At 72.8% G+C, this 23,557-nt stretch carries 20 protein-coding genes and 1 pseudogene; 12 read left to right on the top strand and 9 right to left on the bottom strand.

Features of this window, described 5'->3' with window-relative positions:
- Nucleotides 1–3: 3 nt before the first annotated feature.
- Nucleotides 4–780 (bottom strand): putative protein N(5)-glutamine methyltransferase, encoded by a 777-nt coding sequence (locus HW837_RS43285; protein ID WP_045555748.1) that lies wholly within the window; start codon nt 778–780, stop codon nt 4–6.
- 329 nt (nt 781–1,109) lie between these two features.
- Entirely contained in the window at nt 1,110–1,859 is a 750-nt protein-coding gene (locus HW837_RS43290) for a GNAT family N-acetyltransferase (protein WP_045555749.1), read from the bottom strand.
- Nucleotides 1,860–2,140: 281 nt separating this feature from the next.
- On the opposite strand from HW837_RS43290, the gene HW837_RS43295 reads away from it, so the two are divergent.
- The 9 genes from HW837_RS43295 to HW837_RS43335 all read left to right on the top strand — a co-directional run bounded on the left by HW837_RS43295 (nt 2,141) and on the right by HW837_RS43335 (nt 10,239).
- Entirely contained in the window at nt 2,141–2,746 is a 606-nt protein-coding gene (locus HW837_RS43295; RefSeq protein WP_045555750.1) for a sulfite oxidase-like oxidoreductase, read from the top strand.
- Nucleotides 2,747–2,777: 31 nt separating this feature from the next.
- The gene (locus tag HW837_RS43300) at nt 2,778–3,557 is read left to right on the top strand and encodes a ferredoxin reductase (protein ID WP_045555884.1); all 780 of its coding nucleotides are present in this window, start codon (nt 2,778–2,780) and stop codon (nt 3,555–3,557) included.
- Nucleotides 3,558–3,682: 125 nt separating this feature from the next.
- Nucleotides 3,683–4,267, top strand: coding sequence for an Rv1733c family protein (locus HW837_RS43305; protein WP_045555885.1), 585 nt, complete (start codon nt 3,683–3,685; stop codon nt 4,265–4,267).
- 51 nt (nt 4,268–4,318) lie between these two features.
- Entirely contained in the window at nt 4,319–4,840 is a 522-nt protein-coding gene (locus HW837_RS43310) for a DUF485 domain-containing protein (protein WP_078853287.1), read from the top strand.
- The gene (locus HW837_RS43315; protein ID WP_045555751.1) at nt 4,834–6,432 is read left to right on the top strand and encodes a solute symporter family protein; all 1,599 of its coding nucleotides are present in this window, start codon (nt 4,834–4,836) and stop codon (nt 6,430–6,432) included. Before HW837_RS43310 ends, HW837_RS43315 begins: the two co-directional genes overlap by 7 nt.
- 125 nt (nt 6,433–6,557) lie before the next feature.
- A complete protein-coding gene (locus HW837_RS43320; protein WP_045555752.1) occupies nt 6,558–7,526 on the top strand; it encodes an acetylxylan esterase in 969 nt (322 codons plus the stop codon).
- Between the two features lie 15 nt (nt 7,527–7,541).
- Nucleotides 7,542–7,964: a nuclear transport factor 2 family protein gene (locus HW837_RS43325; RefSeq protein ID WP_045555753.1), complete on the top strand. Its 423-nt coding sequence runs from the start codon at nt 7,542–7,544 to the stop codon at nt 7,962–7,964.
- Nucleotides 7,965–8,069: 105 nt separating this feature from the next.
- On the top strand, nt 8,070–9,230 hold the full coding sequence (locus tag HW837_RS43330) for an EstA family serine hydrolase (RefSeq protein ID WP_045555754.1): 1,161 nt from the start codon (nt 8,070–8,072) through the stop codon (nt 9,228–9,230).
- 202 nt (nt 9,231–9,432) lie between these two features.
- The gene (locus HW837_RS43335) at nt 9,433–10,239 is read left to right on the top strand and encodes an alpha/beta fold hydrolase (RefSeq protein ID WP_045555755.1); all 807 of its coding nucleotides are present in this window, start codon (nt 9,433–9,435) and stop codon (nt 10,237–10,239) included.
- A gap of 21 nt (nt 10,240–10,260) precedes the next feature.
- Here the strand turns inward: HW837_RS43335 and HW837_RS43340 are convergent, their stop codons facing one another.
- Nucleotides 10,261–11,007, bottom strand: coding sequence for a class I SAM-dependent methyltransferase (locus HW837_RS43340; protein WP_045555756.1), 747 nt, complete (start codon nt 11,005–11,007; stop codon nt 10,261–10,263).
- A 64-nt stretch (nt 11,008–11,071) separates the two neighbouring features.
- Between HW837_RS43340 and HW837_RS43345 the strand changes: the two genes are divergently transcribed.
- Complete coding sequence (locus HW837_RS43345) at nt 11,072–12,658, top strand: alpha-amylase family glycosyl hydrolase (protein WP_193382727.1); 1,587 nt, start codon at nt 11,072–11,074, stop codon at nt 12,656–12,658.
- Between the two features lie 38 nt (nt 12,659–12,696).
- Here HW837_RS43345 and HW837_RS43350 read toward each other — a convergent pair whose 3' ends face one another.
- Entirely contained in the window at nt 12,697–14,535 is a 1,839-nt protein-coding gene (locus tag HW837_RS43350; RefSeq protein ID WP_193382726.1) for an alkaline phosphatase family protein, read from the bottom strand.
- A 344-nt stretch (nt 14,536–14,879) separates the two neighbouring features.
- Between HW837_RS43350 and rho the strand changes: the two genes are divergently transcribed.
- The gene (gene rho, locus HW837_RS43355; protein ID WP_093788967.1) at nt 14,880–16,022 is read left to right on the top strand and encodes a transcription termination factor Rho; all 1,143 of its coding nucleotides are present in this window, start codon (nt 14,880–14,882) and stop codon (nt 16,020–16,022) included.
- 80 nt (nt 16,023–16,102) lie between these two features.
- Nucleotides 16,103–17,329, top strand: coding sequence for a D-alanyl-D-alanine carboxypeptidase family protein (locus HW837_RS43360; RefSeq protein WP_234442423.1), 1,227 nt, complete (start codon nt 16,103–16,105; stop codon nt 17,327–17,329).
- 275 nt (nt 17,330–17,604) lie between these two features.
- On the opposite strand, the pseudogene HW837_RS49305 reads toward HW837_RS43360, so the two are convergent.
- From HW837_RS49305 to HW837_RS43385, 5 genes and pseudogenes are all read right to left on the bottom strand, one after another.
- Nucleotides 17,605–18,462, bottom strand: a pseudogene (locus tag HW837_RS49305) (glycosyltransferase family 87 protein); the annotation flags it as partial.
- On the bottom strand, nt 18,459–19,847 hold the full coding sequence (mptB, locus tag HW837_RS43370) for a polyprenol phosphomannose-dependent alpha 1,6 mannosyltransferase MptB (RefSeq protein ID WP_093789119.1): 1,389 nt from the start codon (nt 19,845–19,847) through the stop codon (nt 18,459–18,461). The pseudogene HW837_RS49305 and the gene mptB, both read right to left, overlap by 4 nt.
- A 105-nt stretch (nt 19,848–19,952) precedes the next feature.
- Nucleotides 19,953–20,873, bottom strand: a complete 921-nt coding sequence (locus tag HW837_RS43375; RefSeq protein ID WP_045555760.1) for a glutaminase — start codon at nt 20,871–20,873, stop codon at nt 19,953–19,955.
- Nucleotides 20,873–22,285: an aspartate ammonia-lyase gene (gene aspA, locus HW837_RS43380; RefSeq protein ID WP_045555761.1), complete on the bottom strand. Its 1,413-nt coding sequence runs from the start codon at nt 22,283–22,285 to the stop codon at nt 20,873–20,875. Before aspA ends, HW837_RS43375 begins: the two co-directional genes overlap by 1 nt.
- Before the next feature lie 228 nt (nt 22,286–22,513).
- On the bottom strand, nt 22,514–23,557 hold the full coding sequence (locus tag HW837_RS43385; protein WP_045555762.1) for an asparaginase: 1,044 nt from the start codon (nt 23,555–23,557) through the stop codon (nt 22,514–22,516).

The following is a 23,557-nucleotide window of genomic DNA, read 5'->3' on the forward strand; positions in this document are numbered from 1 at the left end:
CTCTCACACTCTGGTGCCGATGACCACGTGGGCGTGTTCCTCCTCCGAGACGGCCGTGCGGGCGGTGAGGCCGGAGCGGCGGAAGGTGTCGAGGGCGAGCGGGGCCTGGCGCCGGCTCGTCTCGACGAGGAGGCAGCCGCCGGGGGCGAGCCAGTCGGGGGCCCCGGCGGCCACCCTGCGCAGCACGTCGAGACCGTCCGTGCCGCCGTCGAGGGCGACCAGGGGTTCGTGGTCGCGGGCCTCGCTCGGCAGGAGCGGGACCTCGCCGGTGGGGACGTAGGGGACGTTCGCCGCGAGGATGTCGACCCGGCCGCGCAGGCGGTCGGGGAGCGCGGCGAAGAGGTCGCCCCCGTGCGCGTGGCCGCCGCAGGGCGCGATATTGCGGCGGGCGCAGCGGACGGCCGCCGGGTCGATGTCGGCGGCGTGCAGTTCGGCGCCGTCGAGCGACGCGGCCAGGGCGGCGCCCACCGCGCCGGAGCCGCAGCAGAGGTCGACCACGACGCGGGCGCCGGGGGCGGTCGCGAGGGCCTGCTCGACGAGGTACTCGGTGCGGCGGCGGGGGACGAACACACCGGGTTCGACGGTGATACGCAGGCCGGCGAACTCCGCCCAGCCGAGGACGAGTTCGAGAGGGAGGCCCGCGACGCGCCGGTCGATCATGGCGGCGGCCTCGTCGGGGGTGCGGGCGGTCGAGAGGATCAGCTCCGCCTCGTCCTCGGCGAAGACGCAACCGGCGGCGCGCAGGGCCGTGACGACAGAGGTGAGGGACAGAAGTGGCATGACAGCCGAGGAGCCTTTCGGTGGGCCGAAGGGCGCTCCCGCGATGGCCTAGCGGCGGCGCACCGCGTCGTGTTGAGGTGAGAGCACCCGACCTGACACAGCGGTAATGGGTCCCACCTCCTCGGTCCACGTGCTGACTGGCCCGGCAACCCTACCCCATGGTCACGACCGGTTCTCAAGACGCCGAGCGGCTCCACGACGGCCCTGCCGAACGGCTTCGCCGGGGCCCTTCGAGCGGGTGGCCGCGCCCCTTCGGCCCCTCTCGCTCGCAGGTCGTCCGCGGGCCGGCGCCCCGTCAGGGCGCGGGCCCCGCCTCGTCCCCTCCCCCCTCACACGCTCACCCGCTCCTCCCCCGTCGCGGGCGCCGGTACCCGGGCCGCCATGAAGCGGGTGGTACGGCGGACGCGGAAGCCGAGGGACTCGTAGAGGCGGGTGGCGGTCGTGTTGGCGGCAGCGGTGTGGAGGAAGGGGGTCTCGCCGCGCTCGCGGATACCGTGGGCGACGGCGAGGACGAGGCGGGTCGCGAGGCCGGCGCCACGGAAGGCCGGGTCGGTGCAGACCGCGCTGATCTCGGTCCAGCCCGGCGGCCGCAGCCGCTCACCGGCCATGGCGACCAGCGCGCCGTCCCGGCGGATGCCGAGGTAGGTGCCCATCTCGACGGTGCGCGGCAGGAAGGGGCCGGGCTGGGTGCGCTCGACGAGGGCGAGCATCTCCGGCACGTCCGTCGGACCGAGCCGTACGGCCTCCTCGTCCGGGGCCGCGGCGACGCCGTCGTCGACGAGCTGCACGCCCGCCAGGTCGAAGGTCACCTCCCAGCCGGCCGGAAAGCCCCTGTCGTAGGCCGGGACCGGGACCTCGGCGCCCGGACCCGCCAGGGCCGCGAGGTCGGCCCAGTCGGCGTCGTCCGGCTCGTCGGGCAGGGCCAGCCACGGCGAGACGTCCAGCGGATACCGCAGCACCCGGCCGCGCCGCTCGGCGAAGTGGGCGTGCGGCCCGGCGAGGGAGGCGAGGGCGGGGTTGTCGAGGACATGCGGCACGGTGTCCGTGCCCGTGCCCCCGCCCGTCGTGTACTCGGTCATGCGCTCTCCCACTCCGCTCCGCCGTCGTCCGGCCCGGCCTTCGCGCCGGCCCACGTGTCCGGCCTGCTCCGCCTGCCCGGCCCGTCCGGTGGCCGGCGCCGGGGCGACCGGTCCACCCGGACCGGCCACTGACGGCAAGGAAGATCGCCGCGCCCCTATTCCCGGGGCGCCGCGGAGTTCACGCGGCCGCAATGATCGCCGGCCGCCCCCGGGGCCGGGGCCCGCTCCGGCGGCACGTACCGTGGAGTGACCAGCAACCACCGCCGTCACGTTGGACCCCCATGAACGTCACCCGAGGTTTCACCGGACGCTCCCGCGGCCGGCATCCAGGACTGCCGCCCGGCCAGTACGACGCCGGCGACGACTGGCCCGTCCTGTCGGCCGAGGTCACGCCCGACCTGACACCCGCCGACTGGACGTTCCGGATCGACGGCCTGGTGGCGGAGCCCCGCTCCTGGGACTGGGACGAGGCGCACGCGCTGCCCGCGTCGGTGTACGAGGGCGACATCCACTGTGTGACGAGCTGGTCGAAGTTCGGGGTGCGTTTCGGGGGCGTCTCGCTGGACGCGTTCTGGGACGCGGTCCGGCCCGACGCGTCCGCCACGCATGTGGTCGCGTACGCGCACAGCGGCTACACCACGAACCTCCCGCTCGCCGATCTCACCGGCGGGCGTGCCTGGATCGCCTGGGAGTACGACGGCCGGCCGCTGCCCGCCGAGCACGGCGGTCCGGCGCGGCTGCTGGTGCCGCATCTGTACTTCTGGAAGAGCGCCAAGTGGATCGCGGGCCTGCGGCTGCTCGACCACGACGAGCCCGGCTTCTGGGAACAGAACGGCTACCACGCGCGGGGCAACCCGTGGGAGGAGCAGCGGTACTCCGGTGACTGAGACGACAGCCCCGTACCCGCCGATCGCGCCGATCACGTCACGGACGGCCGGCGCGCCGCACACGGCCTTCTCGCCGCCGACCCGGTTCGCCGTGCCCGGCCGTATCGCCGTGAGCAACCGGACGGCGGCCCTGTGGCAGACGGCCACGCTGACGGAGATCCGGCGCGAGACGCCCCTGGTGTCCACGTTCCGGTTCGCGGTGCCCGGGTGGGCGGGGCATCTGCCGGGACAGCATCTGATGCTGCGGCTGACCGCCCGGGACGGCTACACGGCGCAGCGGCACTACTCGCTGGCGTCCCCGCCGGACGACGCGGGGCACATCGAGCTGACCCTGGACCACGTCGAGGGCGGTGAGGTGTCCGGCTGGTTCCACACCGAGGCCCGGCCGGGCGACTCGGTGGAGGTGCGCGGCCCGCTCAGTGGTTTCTTCGCCTGGCCCGGGGACCGGCCCGCGCTGCTGGTCGGTGCCGGTTCCGGTGTCGTCCCGCTGATGTCGATGCTCCGCCACCACCGCCTGCGGGCGCTCGACGTACCCCTGCGGCTGCTGGTGTCCGCGCGCGGGCCGGAGGAGCTGATCTACGCGGCGGAGTACGGCGCGGAGACCACGGCCGTGTTCACGCGGCGGGCGCCCGAGGGGGCGCCGGTGGGGCGGCTGTCGGCGGCGCACGTGGCGACGGCGCTGGCCGAGCCGCCGACGGGCGGGTGGGAGGCGTACGTGTGCGGCTCCAACGCGTTCGCCGAGCACGCCTCGCGGCTGCTGGTGGCGGCCGGACAGCCGGTCGACCGCATTCGCATCGAGCGCTTCGGCTGACCCTTCGCGCCATGATTTCTGGCGCAAACCATGCCATCCCGCCCTCTTTCGGGTACACCGGAAGTGCGGACCAGTCCTAACCGGGGTTCTCGTGTCCGAGGACCGTGCCGGTGAGGGAGGGCGAGATGCGAGGCCAGGTCTTCGGATGGCGTTGGCGCGCCAATCCGCTGCGGCGACGCTCGGACGTCGTCGAGGCGTGGACGGTGCTGTGCGTCGTGCTGCTGCTCGTCGTGGTCGCCCCGGCCGTGGGGGTCGCGGTGGGCCGCTGGGCCCACGGGGACGCGCGGGCGCACGCCGCGGCCGAGCGGGCCGCGCTGGACCGGGTCAGTGCCGTGGTCGTCGAGAAGGCGCCCGCCGCCATGCCCTCGGCGCACGGCGGCCGGCAGCCCCTGTACTGGGTGGGTGCCCGGTGGACCGAACCCGACGGCGGCTCCCGCACCGGTGAGGCCCGGGTGCCGGCGGGCACCGACCGGGGCGATCGCGCCGATGTGTGGCTGGACGAGGCCGGGCACAGCGTCCAGCCGCCGCCGACCGCCACCGCCGTCTGGCAGCACGCGCTGGCCATGGGGACCTGCGCCACGGGCGGCGCCGTCGCCGTCGTGCTCCTCGGGCATGTCGTGGTCCGCCGCATCGCCATTCGGCACCGGCTCGCCGAATGGGAGCAGGAGTGGGCGCGGACGGGGCCCGACTGGGGACACCGCTGGGCCTGACGCGGCACGGGAAGGAACGCGAACAATTCTCAGGTAATAGCTGCGCAGCGCATGTCGGCCACCCTCGAAACATCCACAAAATCCACTTCCTCGACGCAGTTGATACTTCAATTGCGTTGCTGCCATACTCCGCTTTCCCCCACAGGCATAAGGCAGCGAAGAGGGTGCATTGTGTCCAACCACGCGGCACGGTACGGCAGTTCCGTCCCGTCTCCCCCCGCACGGACCGGCCGACAGCTTATCCACGCCCACCCTGAATTCCGTTCGATAAACGCGGCATATCGCAGATTCGGGATAGTGGCGACCGCGTTGTCGGTCGGTGGATTCCTGTCGTACGTCCTCCTGTCGAGTTTCGCGCCAGGAGTGATGAACGAGCGATTGATCGGACATCTCACGCTCGGGCTGGCCCTCGGCCTGGCGCAGTTCGCCGTCATGGGTGTGACCGCGTTCCTGTACGTCCGGCACATGCGCGAGAAGATCGACCCGGTCGTCCGGCGGCTCCGGACACAGATCGAGGAGGACGAGGCCGAGCGGCGTCGGGTTCCGGCCGGACGGCGGTTCGGCGCATGGTGACCTTCTCCGCGAGCGTGGCCGACGCGTTCAGCCTGCGGCTGACGTTCGTACTGTTCCTGTCCGTCGTCGTGATCACCCTGTTCACCGCCCTGCTGACGGCGCCGCAACGGGACGAGATCGGCGAGTTCTACCTCGGCAACCGTGACATGTCGCCGCTGCGCAACGGCCTCGCCATGTGCGGTGACTACCTCTCGGCGGCGACCCTGCTCGGCAGCACCGGCCTGGTCGCCCTCACCGGGTACGACGGTCTGCTCTACCTCGGCGGCACGGTCGTCGCCTGGATGATGGTGCTGCTGCTCATCGCCGAACCCCTGCGCAACGCGGGGAAGTTCACCCTCGGCGACGCCCTGGCCCGACGGCTGCCGCTGCGGCAGCGGCAGGTCCGGCTCGCCCTCGCGATCTGCACGCTCTCCGTGTGCACCCTGTACCTGGTGGCCCAACTGGTCGGCAGCATCGCGCTGATGACCCAGTTCGTCGGCGAACCCGGCCCGACCACCCGCACGATGATCGTGATCATCATCGGCACCATCGTCACGATCTACGCGGCCATCGGCGGCATGCCCGGCGCGACGTTCATCCAGGTGGTCAAGGCCGTGATGCTCGTCGCCGGGGTCACGGTGGTCGCGGTCCTGGTGTTGAACCGCTTCGACTGGAACATCGACGGACTGCTGGCGTCCGCCACCGCGGGCAGCGGACTGGGCGACGCCTATCTCCAGCCCGGTCTGCGCTACGGGGCCGGACCCATCAGCAAGATCGACTTCTTCAGTCTGCAACTGGCCATCGTGCTCGGACTCGCCGCCCTCCCCCATGTCATGATGCGGCTCTTCGCGCCACGCCGGACCAGGGTGCTGCGCGCCTCGGTGGTCTGGGCCGTGGGCCTGGTCGCGTTCGTGTGCCTGATGGCCGGCGTGCTGGGCCTCGGCGCCACGGCCGTCGTCGGCCGGGAGACCATCGCCGACATCGACCACAAGGGCGACGCCGCCGTCCTGCTCCTCGCCCACGAGCTGGGCGGCGAGGTGCTCACCGCGATCGTCTCGGCCCTGGCCTTCGTCACGCTGCTCGCTGTCGCCGCCGGCCTCATGCTCGCCGCGGCCTCCTCCGTCGCCCACGACCTGTACGGCGAGGTGATCCGCAAGGGCAGGGCCAAGGAGACGCAGGAACTGGGCGTGGCCCGGATCGCCGCGGTGATCCTGGGCGTCCTGAGCATGATGTTCGCCCTCCTCGCCTGGGGCACCAACACCGCCACGCTCGCCTTCCTCGCCTTCGCGATCGCCGCGTCCGCCATCCTGCCGACCATCGTCTACAGCCTGTTCTGGCGGGGGTTCACCGCGCGCGGCGCCCTGCTCAGCCTGTACGGCGGTCTGGCCGGCTCGGTGGTGCTCGTGCTGTTCTCGCCGGTGGTCTCCTCCACCCCCGGGTCGGTCTATCCGCACGCCGACTTCGCCTGGTTCCCGCTGCAGAACCCGGGCATCGTGTCGATCCCCGCGGGCTTCCTGCTGGGCTGGCTCGGCTCGCGTCTCGGTCCCCGGGAGGACGAGAGCGTGTACGAGGACTTCGAGGTCCGGGCCCTGGTCGGGGCCGACCAGCGGTGAGCCCCGGCACCCACCGCGGGTGAACCGTGGGGCGTCGCGGTCCCGGAAAGATCCCCTTGGCGGGCCCGCGACGCCCCACGTACGGTGTGATCATCCGCACCTCAGAACTCAAAAGGTGGTCCTTCATGGCCCTGTTCGACCTGCCGTTGGACGAGCTCCGTGGTTATCGAAGCGCTTCGACCGAGCCCGAGGACTTCGACGCCTTCTGGGCGAAGACGCTCCAGGAGGCGCGCGAGCACGACCTGGACGCCCGTTTCGAGCCGGTCGACACGCAGCTGAAGACGGTCGAGGTGTACGACGTCACCTACTCCGGGTTCGGCGGCCACCCGGTCAAGGGCTGGCTGGTCCTCCCGGCCGGGGCGACCGAACCGCTGCCCACCGTCGTGGAGTTCATCGGCTACGGCGGCGGTCGCGGCCTGTCCCACACCCACCTCCTGTGGGCCTCCGCGGGCTACGCGCACTTCGTCATGGACACCCGGGGCCAGGGCAGCGCCTGGGGCGGAGGCGGCGACACCGCCGACCCGGTGGCCGGCGCGCCCGCCTTCCCCGGCTTCATGACCCGGGGCATCGACGCCCCCGAGAACTACTACTACCGCCGGGTCTACACCGACGCCGTACGCGCGGTGGAGGCCGCCCGCGCGCATCCGCGGACCGACGCCGCGCGCACCGCCGTGGTCGGTTCCAGCCAGGGCGGCGGGATCTCGATCGCGGTCGGTGGGCTGGTCCCCGACCTGGTGGCGGTCGCGCCCGACGTGCCGTTCCTGTGCGACTTCCCGCGCTCCACCACCATCACCGACCGGGATCCCTACCGCGAGATCGGCAAGTACCTCAAGACCCACCGCGGCCGCACGGAGCAGGTGGGACGCACCCTCTCCTACTTCGACGGCGTGCACTTCGCCGCGCGCGGCCGGGCCGCGGCGCTGTTCTCGGCGGCACTGGAGGACCAGACCTGCCCGCCGTCCACGGTCTTCGCCGCCTTCAACGCCTGGGCCGAGGCGAACAAGCGCATCGAGGTCTACGACTTCAACGACCACGAGGGCGGCGGCCCCTACCAGGAGGCGGTCAAGCTGCGCTGGCTGGCCTCCCACCTCTGAGGGGGGGCGGCCGGCATGGACACGGCGGAGGCCGCCCGGCGGTTCGTGGGGGTGTGGCAGGGGGCATGGGCCGCCCATGACGTGGACGCGATCCTGGAGCTGTACGCGCCGGACTGTGTGCACCGTTCGATGCCCTTCCGGGAGCCGCACCGGGGCCGCGACGAACTCGCCGCGTATCTGCGCTGGTCCTTCGCCGACGAGCGGGTGGACGACGTGCGCTTCTCGGACCCGGTGATCGGCCAGGACGGTGTGGCCGTCGCCGAGTTCCGGGTGCTGTCCGAGGTCGACCAGGAGCCGCAGACGCTCGCCGGCTGTGTCTTCGTCCGGTTCGACGCGGCCGGCCTGGCCGTGGAGACCCGTGACTACTGGCATCTGATCCCGGTGCGCACGGAGCCCTCCCGCCCGATGTTCCTGTCGCGGACCCCGCGGGGCGGGTGAGGCCGCCTCCGCCGCACAGCTTCCCTCCTGTCCGACCAGTCGGTATGTTCGGGGAGGCCGGGCGGCCCACGTCCCGGCGCGCGGCGGCGGGCGACGGAGGGGTTCATGTCCGAGTCTCAGGTTCAGGGTCACTGCGAGGCGCGGTTCGCGGCCGTGCGCGACGCGTTCGAGGAGAATTTCGCCGAGCGTGACGAGCTGGGGGCGGCGGTCACGGTGACGCTGGGCGGGGAGACCGTGGTGGACCTGTGGGGCGGCTGGGCCGACGCGGCGCGGACCCGCCCCTGGGAGCGGGACACCGTGGTCAACGTCTGGTCGACGACCAAGGGCGCGACCGCGCTGTGCGCGCACGTCCTCGCCGACCGGGGACTGCTCGACCTGGACGCCCCGGTGGCCGTGTACTGGCCGGAGTTCGCGGCGGCCGGCAAGGAGGGCGTCCTCGTCCGGCATCTGCTGTCGCACCGGTCGGGGCTCGCGGGGCCGCGCGAGCCGCTGTCGTTCGAGCAGCTCCAGGACTGGGAGCTGACCGTCGAACGGCTCGCCGCGCAGGAGCCGTGGTGGGAGCCGGGCACGCAATCCGGGTATCACGCCATGACGTTCGGCTTCCTCGTCGGTGAGGTGGTCCGGCGGGTGTCGGGGCTGCTGCCGGGCGCGTTCCTGGCGCGGGAGGTGACCGGGCCGCTCGGCATCGACTTCACCATCGGGCTGCCCGAGGCGCAGGCGTCCCTCGCGGCCGAGCTGGTGCATCCGCCGGCCGCGACCACCAGTGAACAGGCGGCGGTCTTCGCCCAGTTGACGCCCACCGCGCTGGCCGCCCTCGCCAACCCGCTGGTCGGCGCGGCGGAGGCCAACACCCTCGAGTGGCGGGCCGCGGAGGTGCCGGCCGCCAACGGCCACGGCACCGCGCGGGCGGTGGCCGCGCTGTACGGGATCCTCGCGGCGGGCGGCACCTGGGGCGGCCGGGAGGTGCTGTCCGCGAAGGCGGCCGAGCGGGTCCGTGAGGGACAGGGAGCCTGCCGTGACCTGGTGCTCGGCGCCGGGTTCGGCCGGGACACGGAGATCGGGCTGGGGCTGTGGCTGAGCGGTCCGCACGGCTCGTACGGACCGAATCCCCGGGCCTTCGGCCACGACGGCTACGGCGGCTCCTGCGGTCTCGCCGACCCGGAGGCCGGCGTCTCCCTCGGCTACGTCATGAACCGCATGGGTCCGCACATCGCCGACGACCCGCGCAAGACGGCACTGGTGGAGGCGGTCTACAGCGCGCTGTGAGCCATGAGTCGGCCCCCATGCGGGTCCGGGGTGTGCTCGTCCTGCACGGAGAGTCCTGCGTCAGTGCACGCTCAGTCGATCCCGGCACCTCGACCGATGCCAGTATCGACCCCGAGCGAACTGTGGTCCTTCGCTGTCCCCCTGAAGCGAACAGCGGTCCTTCGACGCCGATCTCTCGACCTCGTCAGGAGCTGTCACACACATGCGCAGACATCACCGTCCTCTGATCCTGGGCGTCGCCGTCACGGTCGGGATGCTCACCGCGACGGTCGTCCCGTCGGCCGCCGCCCCCGCGACCGAACGGACGTCACCGAAGCCCACCGTCGTCCTGGTCCACGGCGCGTTCGCGGACGCCTCCGGCTGGTCCGGGGTCGTCTCGCGGCTGAAGAAGGCCGGCTATCCGGTCGTCGCCCCGGCCAACCCGCTCCGGGGCCTGCAGCCGGACGCCGCGTATCTCGCCTCGCTCCTCGGCACGATCGACGGTCCGAAGATCGTCGTCGGGCACTCCTACGGCGGCGCCGTCGTCACCGAGGCCGCCGCGTCCGTGCCGGAGGTGAAGGCACTGGTGTACGTGGCGGCGTTCATGCCCGACAAGGGCGAGGTGCTCGGCGAACTGGCGAACCGCTTCCCCGGTTCCGAACTGCTTCCGGCGCTGGAGGGACTGCCGGACGGGGCCGGACACACCGATGTGGCGATCAAGCCCGACAAGTTCCACGACGTGTTCGCCGGTGACCTGCCGCGTTCGCAGACGTCGGTGCTGGCGGTGTCCCAACGCCCGGTCAGCCTCTCGGCGTTCGAGTCCACGGCGCAGGCCGCGGCGTGGCGCACGATCCCCTCCTGGTTCATGGTCGCCACCGGGGACAAGACGATCTCCCCCGCGCTGGAGCGCTTCCAGGCGAAGCGGGCGGGCTCGCACACCGTCGAGGTCAACTCCTCGCACGTGGTGATGATGTCCCACCCGGACAAGGTGACCGCGCTGATCAAGTCGGCGGCGAAGTCCACTCGTTGAGGCTTGGCCGGCCGGTCCCGGTCAGCCCTCGCGGGTGGCCACCACCATGCGGCAGCGGGGGCTGCCGTCGGGCCGCCGGCCGAACTCGGGCAGCGCGAACAGTTCCACCTCGAAACCGGCGCGTTCCAACTCGGGCCGTACGACACCGAGTCGGAACGGCCGGTAGTACATGACGAACGGCGGCCGCCAGACCGCGTTGCGCACCCGCATCGCCGTGTCGAAGCCCAGGGCCGCCCAGTACCAGGGGGAGCGGGCCGGGGCGGGCGCCGGCAGCGGGAACGCGAAACGCCCGCCCGGTCGCAGGACGGAGTGGACCTCGGAGAACAGCCGCGGCAGTTCCTCCGGCAGGAAGTGCCCGAACGCGCCGAGGCTGACGGTCAGGTCGAAGGAGGAGGCGAACGGAAGGGCGAGGGCGTCGCCGTGGACCCAGGACAGGCGGGGTCCCTCGCCGTCGGCGGAGGCGCCCCCGGGGCCCACCTGCTCCCTGCCCACCGCCAGCATCCCGGCGCTGATGTCCACACCGGTGACGCTCTTCCGGCAGACCTCGCGCAGCACCTCCATCCCGGCTCCGGTGCCGCAGCAGAGGTCGAGGCCGTCCTCGAACGGGCCCATCGCCGACAGGAACGCCTCGACCGCCTCCAGGACGGAGTCCGGCGTACGGAACGGCGTCCGGTCGAACTTGGGTGCGAGCAGGTCGTAGCCGTGTTCGACGGAGGAGAGCGCCTGAACGGCGAGTTCGCGGAGGCTGGGGCCTTGCGGGGTGAACATCGCCTCAGCTTAGGCCCTGGCTCGGGGCAGCGCCGGGCGCGGACCGTCGCCTATGGTCCGGGACATGACTTCGTTCCGTCCTGCCCCGTCCTGGCTGGCCGACGCCGTCTTCTACCAGATCTATCCGCAGTCCTTCGCCGACTCCGACGGGGACGGCCTCGGGGATCTCCCCGGGATCACCGACCGTCTCGACCATCTGTCCTGGCTGGGCGTCGACACCGTCTGGCTGAACCCCTGCTTCGTCTCACCGTTCCGCGACGCCGGGTACGACGTCGCGGACTATCTGAACGTCGCCCCGCGCTACGGCTCCAACGACGACCTGGCGCGGCTGGTCGACGAGGCGGGCCGCCGGGGCATCCGGATCCTGCTGGATCTCGTCGCCGGCCACACATCGATCGACCACCCGTGGTTCCGCGCCTCCGCGAACGACCCGGACGACCACCGCTACATCTGGACCGCCGAGGGCCAGCCCGACGGCTTCGTCGTCTCCCCCGGCACCCGGCCGGGCGCGTACCTCCCGAACTTCTTCGACTCGCAGCCCGCCCTCAACTTCGGTTACGCGCGCGCTCGTCCGGCCGAGCCGTGGCGGCTGCCGGTCGACGCCGACGGGCCGCGCGCCAACCGCCGCGCCCTCCGCACGGTCATGGACCACTGGCTGAGCCTCGGTCTGTCCGGCTTCCGCGTCGACATGGCCGCGTCGCTCGTCAAGGACGACCCGGACCGGACCGAGACCGCCCGCATCTGGACGGAACTGCGGCACTGGCTGGACACCGCCCACCCCGACGCCGTGCTGCTCGCCGAGTGGGGCGAGCCGGAGGTGTCGGTCCCGGCCGGTTTCCACGCCGACTTCTTCCTCCACTTCGGCGGCCCCACCGACGGCCTCGCCCTGCGCTCGCTGTGGAACAACGGCGGCGGCACGGTCCACGCGGACTGGGACCCGCTCGACTGCTTCTTCGACGCGGACGGCGGGGGCTCACCGCGACCGTTCGTCGAGGCCTGGCAGCGGGCGACCGCGGCCGTCGACGGGGCGGGGTTCGTCTCCCTGCCCACCGCCAACCACGACTTCTCCCGCCTCAACTGCGGCCCCCGCACCCCCGACCAGCTCCCCGCGGCCTTCGCCTTCCAGCTGACCTGGCCGACGCTGCCGGCGATCTACTACGGCGACGAGATCGGCATGCGCTACCTCCCGGGCCTGCCCGACAAGGAGGGCAGCGTCCTCGGCCCCGACTACAACCGCGCGGGCTCCCGCACCCCCATGCAGTGGGACGACACCCCGAACGCGGGCTTCTCCACCGCCCCCGCCGACCGCCTCTACCTGCCCGTGGATCCCTCCCCCGACCGCCCGACCGTCGCCGCCCAGCGCGCCGACGCCGACTCGCTCCTCCACCTCGTCCACCGCCTGATCGCCCTGCGCCGCCGGACCCCCGAACTGGGCTCCGGCGGCTCGGTGGAGGTGCTGCACACGGGATACCCGTTCGTGTACGTGCGGGGCGGGCGGTATCTGGTCGTGGTCAACCCCCAGCGCAGCCAGGCGAGTTCGCCGAACGAGCGTGCCGTCCGCGACACCCTGGAGGGGCAGGGCGTCGAGATCGCGGACGGCACCATCACCGCACGGGGCTTCGGGTTCGGGATCTTCGAACTCGACGGCTAGCCGGGCGCGCCACGGCCGCCCGCGCCGCCGCCGTACCGCTACGGCGCGGGCGAGCCGGCCGTCTTCGGCTCCTCTCCGTACGCCGTCAGGAAGCGGTCGCGGAAGGTGTCCATGCGCCAGACGGGGGCGTCGTCGCCGGGACGCAGTCCGTCCGACCAGCCCCAGTCGGCGATCCGGTCGAGGACCTCGGGGTCGTGGGCCACGACGGTGACCGGTACGTCGTGGCTCGCGCCGTTGCCGCTGACGCTGGCCATCGGCTGGTGGTCGCCGAGGAAGACCAGGACGGTGTTCTCGTCCCCGTACTTCTCCACGTACCGCAGCAGGCTGTGCAGCGAGTACTGGACGGACTTGCCGTACTCCTCCTTCACCTTGACGGGGTCGGTGAACACGTCCGCGGGGTCCTTGCCGGCCTTCTCGATGTCCCGGTAGACGGAGCCGTCGCCGACCTCGTCCCAGCCGACCGTCTTCGGCAGCGGGGCCCACGGCTGGTGACTGGAGGTCAGGATGATCTCCGACATCAGCGGCTTGTCGCCCTTCTTCGCGGCCTCCAGACGCTCGAACGCGCTGAGGGCGTACTGGTCGGGCATGGTCGACCAGCTGAACTTCGGCCCCTGGTAGCCGAGATCGCGGGAGTCGTAGACCTTGTCGAGGCCGTAGAAGTCGCCCTCCGGCCAGTTCTTCTGCACCCCGGGCACGATGCCGACGGTCCGCCAAGCGCCGCTCCTGTGGAACGCGCCGGGCAGCGTGAGGCGTTCACCGGCGGTGACGGTGCGGTAGCGGCTCTGGTTGTCGATCCACAGGCCCGTCAGGAACGTGGAGTGGCCGAGCCAGCTGCTGCCGCCGTACGTCGCGGAGGTCAGCCAGCCGCTCTTGGCGGCGAACCCGGCCTCGGCCAGGGCCTTGCCCTCCTCGTCGAGGGCGGCGTTCACGCCGGGAGCGATGGCCGGCTCCTCCAGGGCCGCGCGGCCGTAGCTCTCGATGAAGGTGATCATGACGTCCTTGCCGCGCAGTCCGGTCAGCAGCCGGTCGGCGGGCACGTCGGCGAACGCGTCCTTCTTGGCCTCCGCGGCGAACGCGGCCTCGTCCCGCAGGGTCTCCTGGACCCGGCCCCAACGGTCCTGCACGAAACCGATGGTGTTGCGGGAGGCGACCGCCGTGTTCCCGATCGGCGTCAGCCCGAGCGCCGCGCAGGTGATCCACACGGTACCGACGACGATCGTGCCCCGGGTCGCCCGGTCCCGGTCGCGGACCAGGAGGCCGACGAGCCGTACGACCGCCAGGGCCATGACGACGAACAGCAGCAGCACCAGGACGACGAGACCGACCACGGCGGCCGTCGCGCCCGTCGAGCCGAGCGTGTCCTGGACGTACGACTCGGCGTCGTCCAGCAGGCCCCAGTCGAGGACGACGTTGAAGCCCCGGCCGAGGAACTGGTTGAAGCCGATGTCGAGCGCCTTCACCACCATCAGCGCGGCCAGGCCGACGCCGATGACGACCGCGGCGACCAGCCTCGGCCGCCGGGGCAGCACCAGCATCAGGGCGGCGGCGAGGACCGGTTCCACGGGAACCCGGAGGAACTGCCGTGCCTCGAAGTACTCGACCTTGCCGGGCATCAGCAGCGCGAAGAACACCAGGGCGGCGGCCAGTGCCGTGACACCCCACGACACGCTCCGCGCGGCGACCGGGTACTTCTCCTGGAAGGCCGTCCGGTACCGCCGCCATCGACGGACGGGGGCGGCGGGCGCAGCCGGTGCGGCCTCCGCCGACGGCTCGCTCGCCTCGTCCTTCCCGGCCGCCTCGTCCTTCCCGACCGTCTCGTCCGTGTCGGACGATGTGTCCGCGTCGGGTGATGTGCTGGAGCGCGTGAAGAGCGACACGCGACGTTCCTTCCGTGCGAAGACCGCTGGCGGTGCGCCCATCTGTACGGGGGGCTCGCGAGATCAGTTCAACGGCCACGGGTAAGCCATCGGTAAGGAATCCCCCGACGAACGGCCACTGGTGGTGGTACATTGGCCTTGGCACGTGTGTTTCGCCCTTCTCGGGCGCCGGTGCCGCTCTCTCATCCTCGGCTTCCGAGGACTCTTCCGCTGAACCGCCCGTCGGGTTCCGACAGGCCGTCAGTTTTCCCGCACCGTCCGCGCCCCACCGGGCCGCCTCATGGACGTATGCCTTCCCCCCCTTCCTCGCGTTTCTCCGACGTCCTCGAAAGGACCCCCCACTCATGACCACCACCACACTCGAACGCACGTCCACCGATCCCCGGCCCCCGGCCCGGGTCACCGGCGTCCTGGAGACCGCGCAGGGCGGACAGGGCCGGCTGCGCGTCGAGGGCTGCCTGCCCACTCCGGCCGACCCCCAGGTCCCCGCCGCGCTCGTCCGCCGGTACGGCCTGCGCAAGGGCGACACCGTCGAGGGCACGCACGACGGCCGGCGCGTCCTCACCGAGGTCGAGCGGATCAACGGCCGTACGCCGCAAGAGCTGCGCGGACGCCCGCACTTCCACGACCTCACCCCGCTGCACCCGCGCGAGCGGCTGCGGCTCGAACACCCGGCGAGCGGCCTGACGGGCCGTCTGGTCGACCTGGTCGCCCCCGTCGGCAAGGGGCAGCGCGGACTGATCGTGGCGCCGCCCAAGACCGGCAAGACCGTCCTGCTCCAGCAGGTGGCCGCCGCGGTCGCCGCCAACCACCCCGAGGCCCGCCTGATGGTGGTCCTGCTCGACGAACGGCCCGAGGAGGTGACCGACATGCGGCGCTCCGTGCGGGGCGAGGTGTACGCCTCGACGTTCGACCGGTCCCCCAAGGAGCACATCGCGCTCGCCGAACTCGTCGTGGAGCGCGCCAAGCGGCTCGTCGAGCAGGGTGAGGACGTCGTGATCCTCCTGGACTCGCTGACCCGGCTGTGCAGGGCGCACAACAACGCGGCCGCGTCCGGTGGCCGCACCCTCAGCGGCGGGGTCGACGCCGCCGCCCTGCACGGCCCCAAGCGGCTCTTCGGCGCCGCCCGGCTGACCGAGGAGGCCGGTTCCCTCACCATCCTGGCCACCGCCCTGGTGGACACCGGCTCCCGCGCCGACGGCTTCTTCTTCGAGGAGCTCAAGGGCACCGGCAACATGGAACTCCGCCTGGACCGCGCACTCGCCGACCGGCGGGTCTTCCCGGCCGTGGACATCACCCCGTCCGGCACCCGACGCGAGGAACTCCTCTTCACAGCGGGCGAGTTGACGGCCGTACACGGTCTGCGGCGGGCCTTGCGGTCACGCGAGGGGCAGCCGAACCTGGAGGCGCTGCTGGAGCGGCTGCGCGCCACGCCCGACAACGCGGCCTTCCTGCGGCAGGTGCGGCCCACGCTGCCGGCGGCATGACATGCGGCATCCGGGTGCTCCATCCGTGCGCTCGGCCCGGGCATCCCGGACTGGGGCACGCCCCTTCCTACGTTTTCGGTATGACCATCGGATTCTCCTCCCGCGCTCCCCGTGATGCTCGCGCCCCTCGTGCGGGCCGCGCGCCCCGTGCGGCCCGCATCGCCGTGTGCTGCACCGCCGTCTGCGCGCTCGGGGCCCTGGCCGTCGCGATCGACCCCGAAGCGGTCGGCCCCCGGCCGGAGACGGGCGCACAGGACGCCAAGGCCGCACCGGGGTCACCGTCCCTGTACGGGCACGGGACACAGGTGCGGCGCCGGGCCGGGGCGCCCGAGGTGCCGCAGGACGTGTCCGCGGTGTCGTGGCTGGTGGCCGACGCCGGCAGCGGCGCGGTACTCGCCGCGCACGACGCCCACCGCCGGCTGCCGCCCGCGAGCACGCTGAAGACCCTGTTCGCGCTCACCGTGCTGCCGGGCCTCCCGGCGGGCCTGAGACACACCGTGAAGAGGGAGGAACTGGCCGGCATCGGCGCCGGGAGCAGCCTCGTCGGCGTCCAGGAGGACCGCACGTACACCGTCGCCGACCTGTGGCGCGGAGTCTTCCTCAGCTCGGGCAACGACGCCGTCCGCGTCCTCGCCCACCTCAACGGCGGCTGGAAGGCCACCGCCGAGCAGATGCGGGACAAGGCCCGCGCCCTGGGCGCCCGTGACACCCACGTCGTCTCCCCCGACGGCTACGACGCGCCCGGCCAGGTGTCGTCCGCGTACGACCTGGCGGTGTTCGGACGGGCCGGGCTGCGCAACGCGGAGTTCGCCGGGTACTGCGCCACGGCCACCGCGAAGTTCCCGGCGGGCGGCTGGTCGTACGGCATCCAGAACACCAACCGGCTGCTCACCGGCGTCGGTGTCGAGCGCTACCCGGGGCTGATCGGCGTCAAGAACGGCTACACCACCAACGCGGGCAACACGCTGATCGCCGCCGCGAAACGGGGCGGGCGCACCCTCGTCGTGACGGTGATGCGCCCCGAGTCGGGCGGTGGCCACGCCGTCTACGAGGAGGCGCGCTCCCTGCTCGACTGGGGGTTCGCCGCCGCCGGGCGGGTCGACGCGGTGGGTTCGCTCGTTCCGCCGCGTCCGGCGGCCGCGCCTCAGGCCGGCCCGGGGTCGCTGCCGGCGGAACGCGCGGAGGCGGCCGTGGTGACCGTTCCCGGCTGGCCGGTGGTGGGCGCGATCACGGGCGCGGCCGGCGTGGGCGCGGCGGCCGTGGCCCTCACGCTGCGGCTCAGGTTCGGTCGGTCCGCCCGGGGCTGACCGACCGGCAGCCGCACCAGCAGACCGAGCGTGATCCACACATAGGTGTTGCCGCCCACGAAGCCGCCGATGCCGGACGCGTCGTCGAACCAGAGCCAGACGACGCTGCTGCACAGCACCCCGAACAGCGCCGCCGTGAGCGGCCGCAGCCGGCGGTGGCGCAGCAGGACGGCGAAGGACGGCAGCAGCCACACCAGATGGTGCACCCAGGTGATCGGGCTGATCAGACAGCCGGTCAGCCCGGTGAGGGCGAAGGCGGCGATCCAGTCGTCGGCGCGGACCGCCGCCCGGGTCCGCCACGCCCACACGCACACCACCACGAGCACCAGCGCCGCCCATACGACGCGGCTCGGTTCGTGCGGGGCCACGAGCCGGGCCAGGACGCCCTGCAACGACTGGTTGGAGACGTAGTCGAGACGGCCGACACGGCTGGTGTCCCACAGGGCCTCGGTCCAGTAGAAGCGCGAGGCGGCCGGGGCGATCCAGGCCGCCGCCGCGGTGGCGGCCGCGGCGACGGCGGTCGCGAGCCCGGCGGCCCGCCACCGCCGGGCGAGCAGCAGCAGTCCGATGAAGACGGCGGGCGTCAGCTTGACCGCCGCCGCCAGGCCGATGCCGACCCCCGCCAGACGCCCCCGGCCCGTGGCCAGCAGCCGGGCGTCGGCCAGCACCAGGGCCAGCAGCAGCAAGTTCACCTGCCCGAAGCTGAAGGTGTCCCGCAGCGGTTCGAACAGGGCGAGCGCGCACAGGGCGAGGCCGACGCCGTACCAGCCGTGCCGGCGCGGCGTCGATCCGGCCAGGACGTACAGCACGACGGCGAGCGCCGCCAGGTTCAGCCCCAGGCAGAGGACGATCGCGGTGCGCAGGCCGACCAGGGCCATCGGCAGCATGACGACGGCCGCGAACGGCGGATAGGTGAAGCCGTAGGTCGTGCCCGGCACCAGGTAGTCGTAGACATGGCCGTCGTGATGGACCCAGCTGTCGATCGTGCCGTGGTAGACGCGCAGGTCGAAGAAGCCGCGCAGCAGCGGGACGGTCGCGGTGAAGACGGTGACGGCGAGGGCCGCCCCGAGGAGGACGAGGAGACGTGCCCGGTCGCCGCGGGGCCGAAGCCGCCCCCGGTACGGTCCGCTCATGCCGTGCGCTCCAGGACCGGCGCCCGGGACGCCTGTTCGGCCTGCCACAGCACGACCAGCGCGAGGACTCCCCCGCACACCGCGAGGACGAACTGTTCGGTGTCCGCCGGGTTCCCGCTCGGCAGGACGGCGAGCGCGAGCACCCCGCTGGCGGCCGCGACCCGGCGCTGCACGGAGACGGTGCGTGCGGCGGCCGCGATGAGGAACAGGCCCCACAGGGCGTACCAGGGGCGGATCGCCGGGCCCAGCGCGGCCACGGCCGCCAGGCTGAGGCCGAGCGCGTACACCGGGCCGGGGCGCAGCCGGAACCATATGTGCAGCACGACGGCGAGTGTCAGCAGCAGTCCGGCGGCGCGCCACGCCGGGAGGGCGAGGGGGGCCAGGTCGCTGCCGAGGTCGTGCAGCAGGGTGCCGGTGGCGCGGCCCAGGACGGTGGTGGGCGACCAGTTCTGCGGGGACACGGGGGTGCGCAGGGCGGCGATCCAGCCGTATCCCGTGCCGGCCAGGGCGGTCGCGGCGGTCGTGGTGACGGCGGCGACGGCGAGGGTCGCCGTCGCCGTCCGGATCCGTCCCGTACGGCCGCGCATCATCACCACCGCCACCAGCCCGAGCGCGGCGGGTGCCTTCACCAGCGCCGCGAGGGTGACCAGGACGACGCCGAGGAGGTACCGGCGGCCCCGCGCGAGGACCAGTCCGACGCCCAGCAGCCCCAGCATCAGCGCGTCGTTGTGGGCGCCTGCCACCAGGTGCAGGAGGACGAGCGGGTTGAGCGCGCCGAGCCAGAGGGCGACGGCCGGGTCGGTCCCGGTGTGCCGGGCGAGGCGGGGCAGCGCTGCGGCCATCAGCCCCACGCCGAGCAGGGCGATCAGGCGCATCCCGATGAGCCCGGCCGGTATCCGGCCCTCGGTCAGGCCGGACAGCCCGGAGGCCACGGCGAGGAAGACCGGGCCGTACGGGGTCGCGGTGCGCCGCCACATGGGGGCCACCTCGTCGGCGAGCGGTCCGCCGAGGCGGGCGGGTCCGTGCAGGTAGACGTCCATGTGCGCGTCGACCATGGCGCCCTGGGCGAGGTAGCTGTAGACGTCCCGGCTGAACAGCGGGGGCGCGAGCAGCAGCGGTACCGCCCACACGGCCAGCACGAGCGACAGGGCGCGCGGCGTGGGTGGTTCGGGGCCCCGTATCACCTTGCCCAACAGCGCCCAGGCGGCGGTCAGCAGGACGACGCCGAAGTAGACACCGACGAGGCCCAGCGCGCCGCGCCCCGAGGCCGGCGAGAGCAGGTCCCGCACGGGGAGGGCTCCGGCGGTCTCCCCTCCGAGGGCGAGGAAGGCGGATCCGGCCAGGCCGAGTGCCTGGCAGCGGCGCAGATCGACGGGAAAAGCAATGGCCAGCACTCGGTCAGGCTGTCAACGCCGGGTGGCGCGCAGACGACGTCGTGCCCTCCGGGCGGGTACCGGGACGTGACCATGAGCCGACCGCCGCCGAGCCGGTCAGAAGATCGACAGCCCCGTCAGGGTGGTGAACCGGTCCAGGGCCGCCACTCCGGCCACCGAGTTGCCGCGCTCGTCCAGCCCCGGGCTCCACACACAGAGCGCGAGGCGGCCGGGCACGACCGCGATGATGCCGCCGCCGACGCCGCTCTTGCCGGGCAGGCCGACGCGGTAGGCGAAGTCACCGGCGGCGTCGTACGTGCCGCAGGTGAGCATCACCGCGTTGACCTGCTTCGCCTGACTGCGGGTCAGCAGCCGGGTCCCGTCGGCGCGGACGCCGTGCCGGGCCAGGAAGGTGGCGGCGAGGGCGAGATCGGCGCAGGAGGCGGTGAGGGAGCACTGGCGGAAGTACTGGTCGAGGAGGGCCGGTACGGGGTTGTCGATGTTGCCGTAGGACGCCATGAAGTGGGCGAGGGCGGCGTTGCGGTCGCCGTGGGCGGACTCGGAGGCGGCGATCTGTGGGTCGAAGTCGAGGCCCGGGTTGCCGCTCTCTTCCCGGAGGAAGGACAGCAGCGTGCCCGCCGCGTCGCCGGTGCGGGTGTGCAGGCGGTCGGTGACGACGAGGGCGCCCGCGTTGATGAACGGGTTGCGTGGGATGCCGTTCTCGTACTCCAGCTGCACCAGGGAGTTGAAGGGATTGCCGGAGGGCTCGCGGCCCACGTGCTCCCAGAGGGCGTCACCCTCGCGCGCCAGGTCGAGCGCGAGGGTGAAGACCTTGGTGATGGACTGCGTGGAGAACGGCTCGCGCCAGTCCCCCACGCCGTACACCGTGCCGTCCGGCTCCGCGACGGCCATGCCGAAGCTGCGCGGGTCGCGGGCCGCGAGTGCCGGGATGTAGTCGGCGGGCCTGCCCCGGCCCGGGGTCCGCCCGATCTCCTCGGCGATGCGTTCCAGGATCGGCTGGAAGGCGGTGGAATCCATCAGGCCGGCAGGGCGCCGCTGCCCGCGAGGATCTCCGGCCGCAGCAGTTCCCGGAGCCGTTCGGCGGGCAACAGGCCCTTCTCCTGGACGAGTTCGGCCACGCCCCGGCCGGTGGCGAGGGCCTCCTTGGCGATGTCGGTGGCCGCCGTGTACCCGATGTGCGGGTTGAGGGCGGTGACCAGGCCGATGGAGTTCTCCACGGCGGCGCGCAGTGCGTCCTCGTTGGCGGTGATGCCGTCGACGCAGCGTTCGGCGAGCGTGAGGCAGGCCGCGCGGAGGTGGGTGAGGGACTCCGAGAGGGAGTGCAGGATGATCGGTTCGAAGGCGTTGAGCTGGAGCTGTCCCGCCTCGGCCGCCATGGTGATGGTGACGTCGTTGCCGATGACCTCGAAGGCGACCTGGTTGACGACCTCGGGGATCACCGGGTTGACCTTGCCGGGCATGATGGACGAACCGGCTTGCACCGGCGGCAGGTTGATCTCGTTCAGGCCCGCGCGCGGCCCGGAGGAGAGCAGCCGCAGGTCGTTGCAGCTCTTCGAGAGCTTGACGGCGATGCGCTTGAGGACGCCCGACATCTGCACGAACGCGCCGCAGTCCTGCGTGGCCTCGACCAGGTTGGCGGCGGTGACCAGCGGCAGTCCGGTGATGTCGGAGAGGTGGCGGCGGGCCGACTCGGCGTATCCGGCCGGTGCGTTGAGGCCGGTGCCGATGGCGGTGGCGCCGAGGTTGATCTCGTGGATCAGCTCGACGGCCTCGGCGAGGCGGCTGCGGTCCTCGTCGACCATGACGGCGAACGCGGAGAACTCCTGGCCGAGCGTCATGGGGACCGCGTCCTGGAGCTGGGTGCGGCCCATCTTGAGCACCTCGCGGAACTCGACGGCCTTGCGGGCGAAGGAGTCCTGGAGGACGGCCATCGCCGTGAGCAGTCCGCGCACCGCGAAGACCGTGGCGATCTTGACGGCGGTCGGGTAGACGTCGTTGGTGGACTGGCCGAGGTTGACGTCCTCGTTGGGGTGCAGGTGCGCGTACTGGCCCTTGGCGTGGCCCAGCAGCTCCAGCGCCCGGTTGGCGATGACCTCGTTGGCGTTCATGTTGGTGGAGGTGCCGGCGCCGCCCTGGATCACGTCGACGACGAACTGGTCGTGCAGCTTGCCGTCGCGGATCTCCCGGCAGGCCTCGATGATCGCGGCGGCCTTCTCGGGGGCCAGCAGGCCGAGTTCCTCGTTGGCGCGGGCGGCGGCCTCCTTGACGGCGGCCAGGGCGTCGACCAGGTGGGGGTAGGCGGAGATGGGGGTGCCCGTGATGGGGAAGTTCTCCGTGGCGCGCAGGGTGTGGACGCCCCAGTACGCGTCGGCGGGGACGTCACGGTCTCCGAGCAGGTCGTGTTCGCTGCGGGTGGCTGCGGCGGTCATGGTGTGGCCTACTTTCGTGGTGCGGGTGGGGTTGGTGGTGGGTGGGGTGCGTCGTCGAGTGCGGGTGGGTGGGGGCTGGTCGCGCAGTTCCCCGCGCCCCTGAAGAGCAGGGGCTGCGCCCCGTGCTCTTCGGCCCGAGAAAGCTGGGGGCGCAGCCCCGCTTTTTCAGGGGCGCGGGGAACTGCGCGAGAAGCCCCACCGGACCCGCACCCGGCGACCCGCCCCTCGTCAGGGCAGACGCAACGGATCCAGCGCCCGCACCGCCCTGACCCGCCCGACTTCCCGCCCGCCCCCGAGCAGCGCCTCCCCCGTGAACCCGGCGAGAGCCGCAGGCTCGACGCCGGCCCGCACGAGCGCCGCCGCACACACCGGCACCCTCGCCCGGTTCGCGCCGTCGGCGATCTTCACGGCGACGGCGCGGCCGTCGGGCAGCGCGGCGACCTGGACGCCCTCGAAGCCGTCCTTGGTGAGGAGTCCGGGCACGGCCCGCATCAGCTCGGCGACGTCGCGTCCGGCGCCGGAGGCCATCTCGGCGTGGTCGCGCATGGCGTCGGCGACGGTCCGCTCGGGGGTGCCCTCGGCGGCGGTGACGATCCGGGAGAGAGCGCGGGCGAGACCGTGCAGGGAGACGGAGAACAGGGGTGCGCCACAGCCGTCGACGGTGACCCGGGCGATGGCCTGTCCGGTGAGGTCCTCGACGATCTCCGCGATGGCCTGCTGGAGGGGGTGGGCCGGGTCGAGGTAGTCGTCCAGGGACCAGCCGTTGAGCCGGCAGGTGTAGAGCATGGCCGCGTGCTTGCCCGAGCAGTTCTGCGCGAGACGGGAGGGCTGCCTGCCCTCGCGTATCCACGCGTCGCGGACGGCCGGGGCGTACGGCATGTCGGTGACGTTGCGCAGGTCGTCCTCGGCGGCGCCCGCCAGCCGGAGGATCCGGCGGGCCCCGGCGAGGTGGCGTTCCTCGCCGGAGTGGCTGGCGGCCGTCAGCGACAGCAGTTCGCCGTCCAGCGGGAGTCCGGCGCGCAGCATGGCCACGGCCTGGACCGGTTTGAGCGCCGACCGGGGGTAGAACGCCGCCTCGATGTCACCGAGTTGGAGTTCCACCTCCCCGTCGGCACCCAGCACCACGACGGAGCCGTGGTGGATGCCCTCGATGACACCTCCGCGTACGAGGTGGGCGACGGGGGCGTGCAGCGGTTCCCGGATCGCGGGGGCCGCGGCCACCGGAGCCGCGGGGGTACCCGGGGCGCCGGTGGTCGAAGGGTCGTACGTCAC

The organism is Streptomyces caniscabiei, from assembly GCF_014930365.1.
GTDB classification, from domain to species: Bacteria; Actinomycetota; Actinomycetes; order Streptomycetales; family Streptomycetaceae; genus Streptomyces; species Streptomyces caniscabiei.

Excerpts from the sequence above, each read along its gene's own strand:
- HW837_RS43285 (WP_045555748.1), bottom strand. The coding sequence starts at position 780 with ATGCCACTTCTGTCCCTCACCTCTGTCGTCACGGCCCTGCGCGCCGCC.
- HW837_RS43290 (WP_045555749.1), bottom strand. The coding sequence starts at position 1,859 with ATGACCGAGTACACGACGGGCGGGGGCACGGGCACGGACACCGTGCCG.
- HW837_RS43295 (WP_045555750.1), top strand. The coding sequence starts at position 2,141 with ATGAACGTCACCCGAGGTTTCACCGGACGCTCCCGCGGCCGGCATCCA.
- HW837_RS43305 (WP_045555885.1), top strand. The coding sequence starts at position 3,683 with ATGCGAGGCCAGGTCTTCGGATGGCGTTGGCGCGCCAATCCGCTGCGG.
- HW837_RS43310 (WP_078853287.1), top strand. The coding sequence starts at position 4,319 with ATGTCGGCCACCCTCGAAACATCCACAAAATCCACTTCCTCGACGCAG.
- HW837_RS43315 (WP_045555751.1), top strand. The coding sequence starts at position 4,834 with ATGGTGACCTTCTCCGCGAGCGTGGCCGACGCGTTCAGCCTGCGGCTG.
- HW837_RS43320 (WP_045555752.1), top strand. The coding sequence starts at position 6,558 with ATGGCCCTGTTCGACCTGCCGTTGGACGAGCTCCGTGGTTATCGAAGC.
- HW837_RS43325 (WP_045555753.1), top strand. The coding sequence starts at position 7,542 with ATGGACACGGCGGAGGCCGCCCGGCGGTTCGTGGGGGTGTGGCAGGGG.
- HW837_RS43330 (WP_045555754.1), top strand. The coding sequence starts at position 8,070 with ATGTCCGAGTCTCAGGTTCAGGGTCACTGCGAGGCGCGGTTCGCGGCC.
- HW837_RS43335 (WP_045555755.1), top strand. The coding sequence starts at position 9,433 with ATGCGCAGACATCACCGTCCTCTGATCCTGGGCGTCGCCGTCACGGTC.
- HW837_RS43340 (WP_045555756.1), bottom strand. The coding sequence starts at position 11,007 with ATGTTCACCCCGCAAGGCCCCAGCCTCCGCGAACTCGCCGTTCAGGCG.
- HW837_RS43345 (WP_193382727.1), top strand. The coding sequence starts at position 11,072 with ATGACTTCGTTCCGTCCTGCCCCGTCCTGGCTGGCCGACGCCGTCTTC.
- rho (WP_093788967.1), top strand. The coding sequence starts at position 14,880 with ATGACCACCACCACACTCGAACGCACGTCCACCGATCCCCGGCCCCCG.
- HW837_RS43360 (WP_234442423.1), top strand. The coding sequence starts at position 16,103 with ATGACCATCGGATTCTCCTCCCGCGCTCCCCGTGATGCTCGCGCCCCT.
- HW837_RS43375 (WP_045555760.1), bottom strand. The coding sequence starts at position 20,873 with ATGGATTCCACCGCCTTCCAGCCGATCCTGGAACGCATCGCCGAGGAG.
- aspA (WP_045555761.1), bottom strand. The coding sequence starts at position 22,285 with ATGACCGCCGCAGCCACCCGCAGCGAACACGACCTGCTCGGAGACCGT.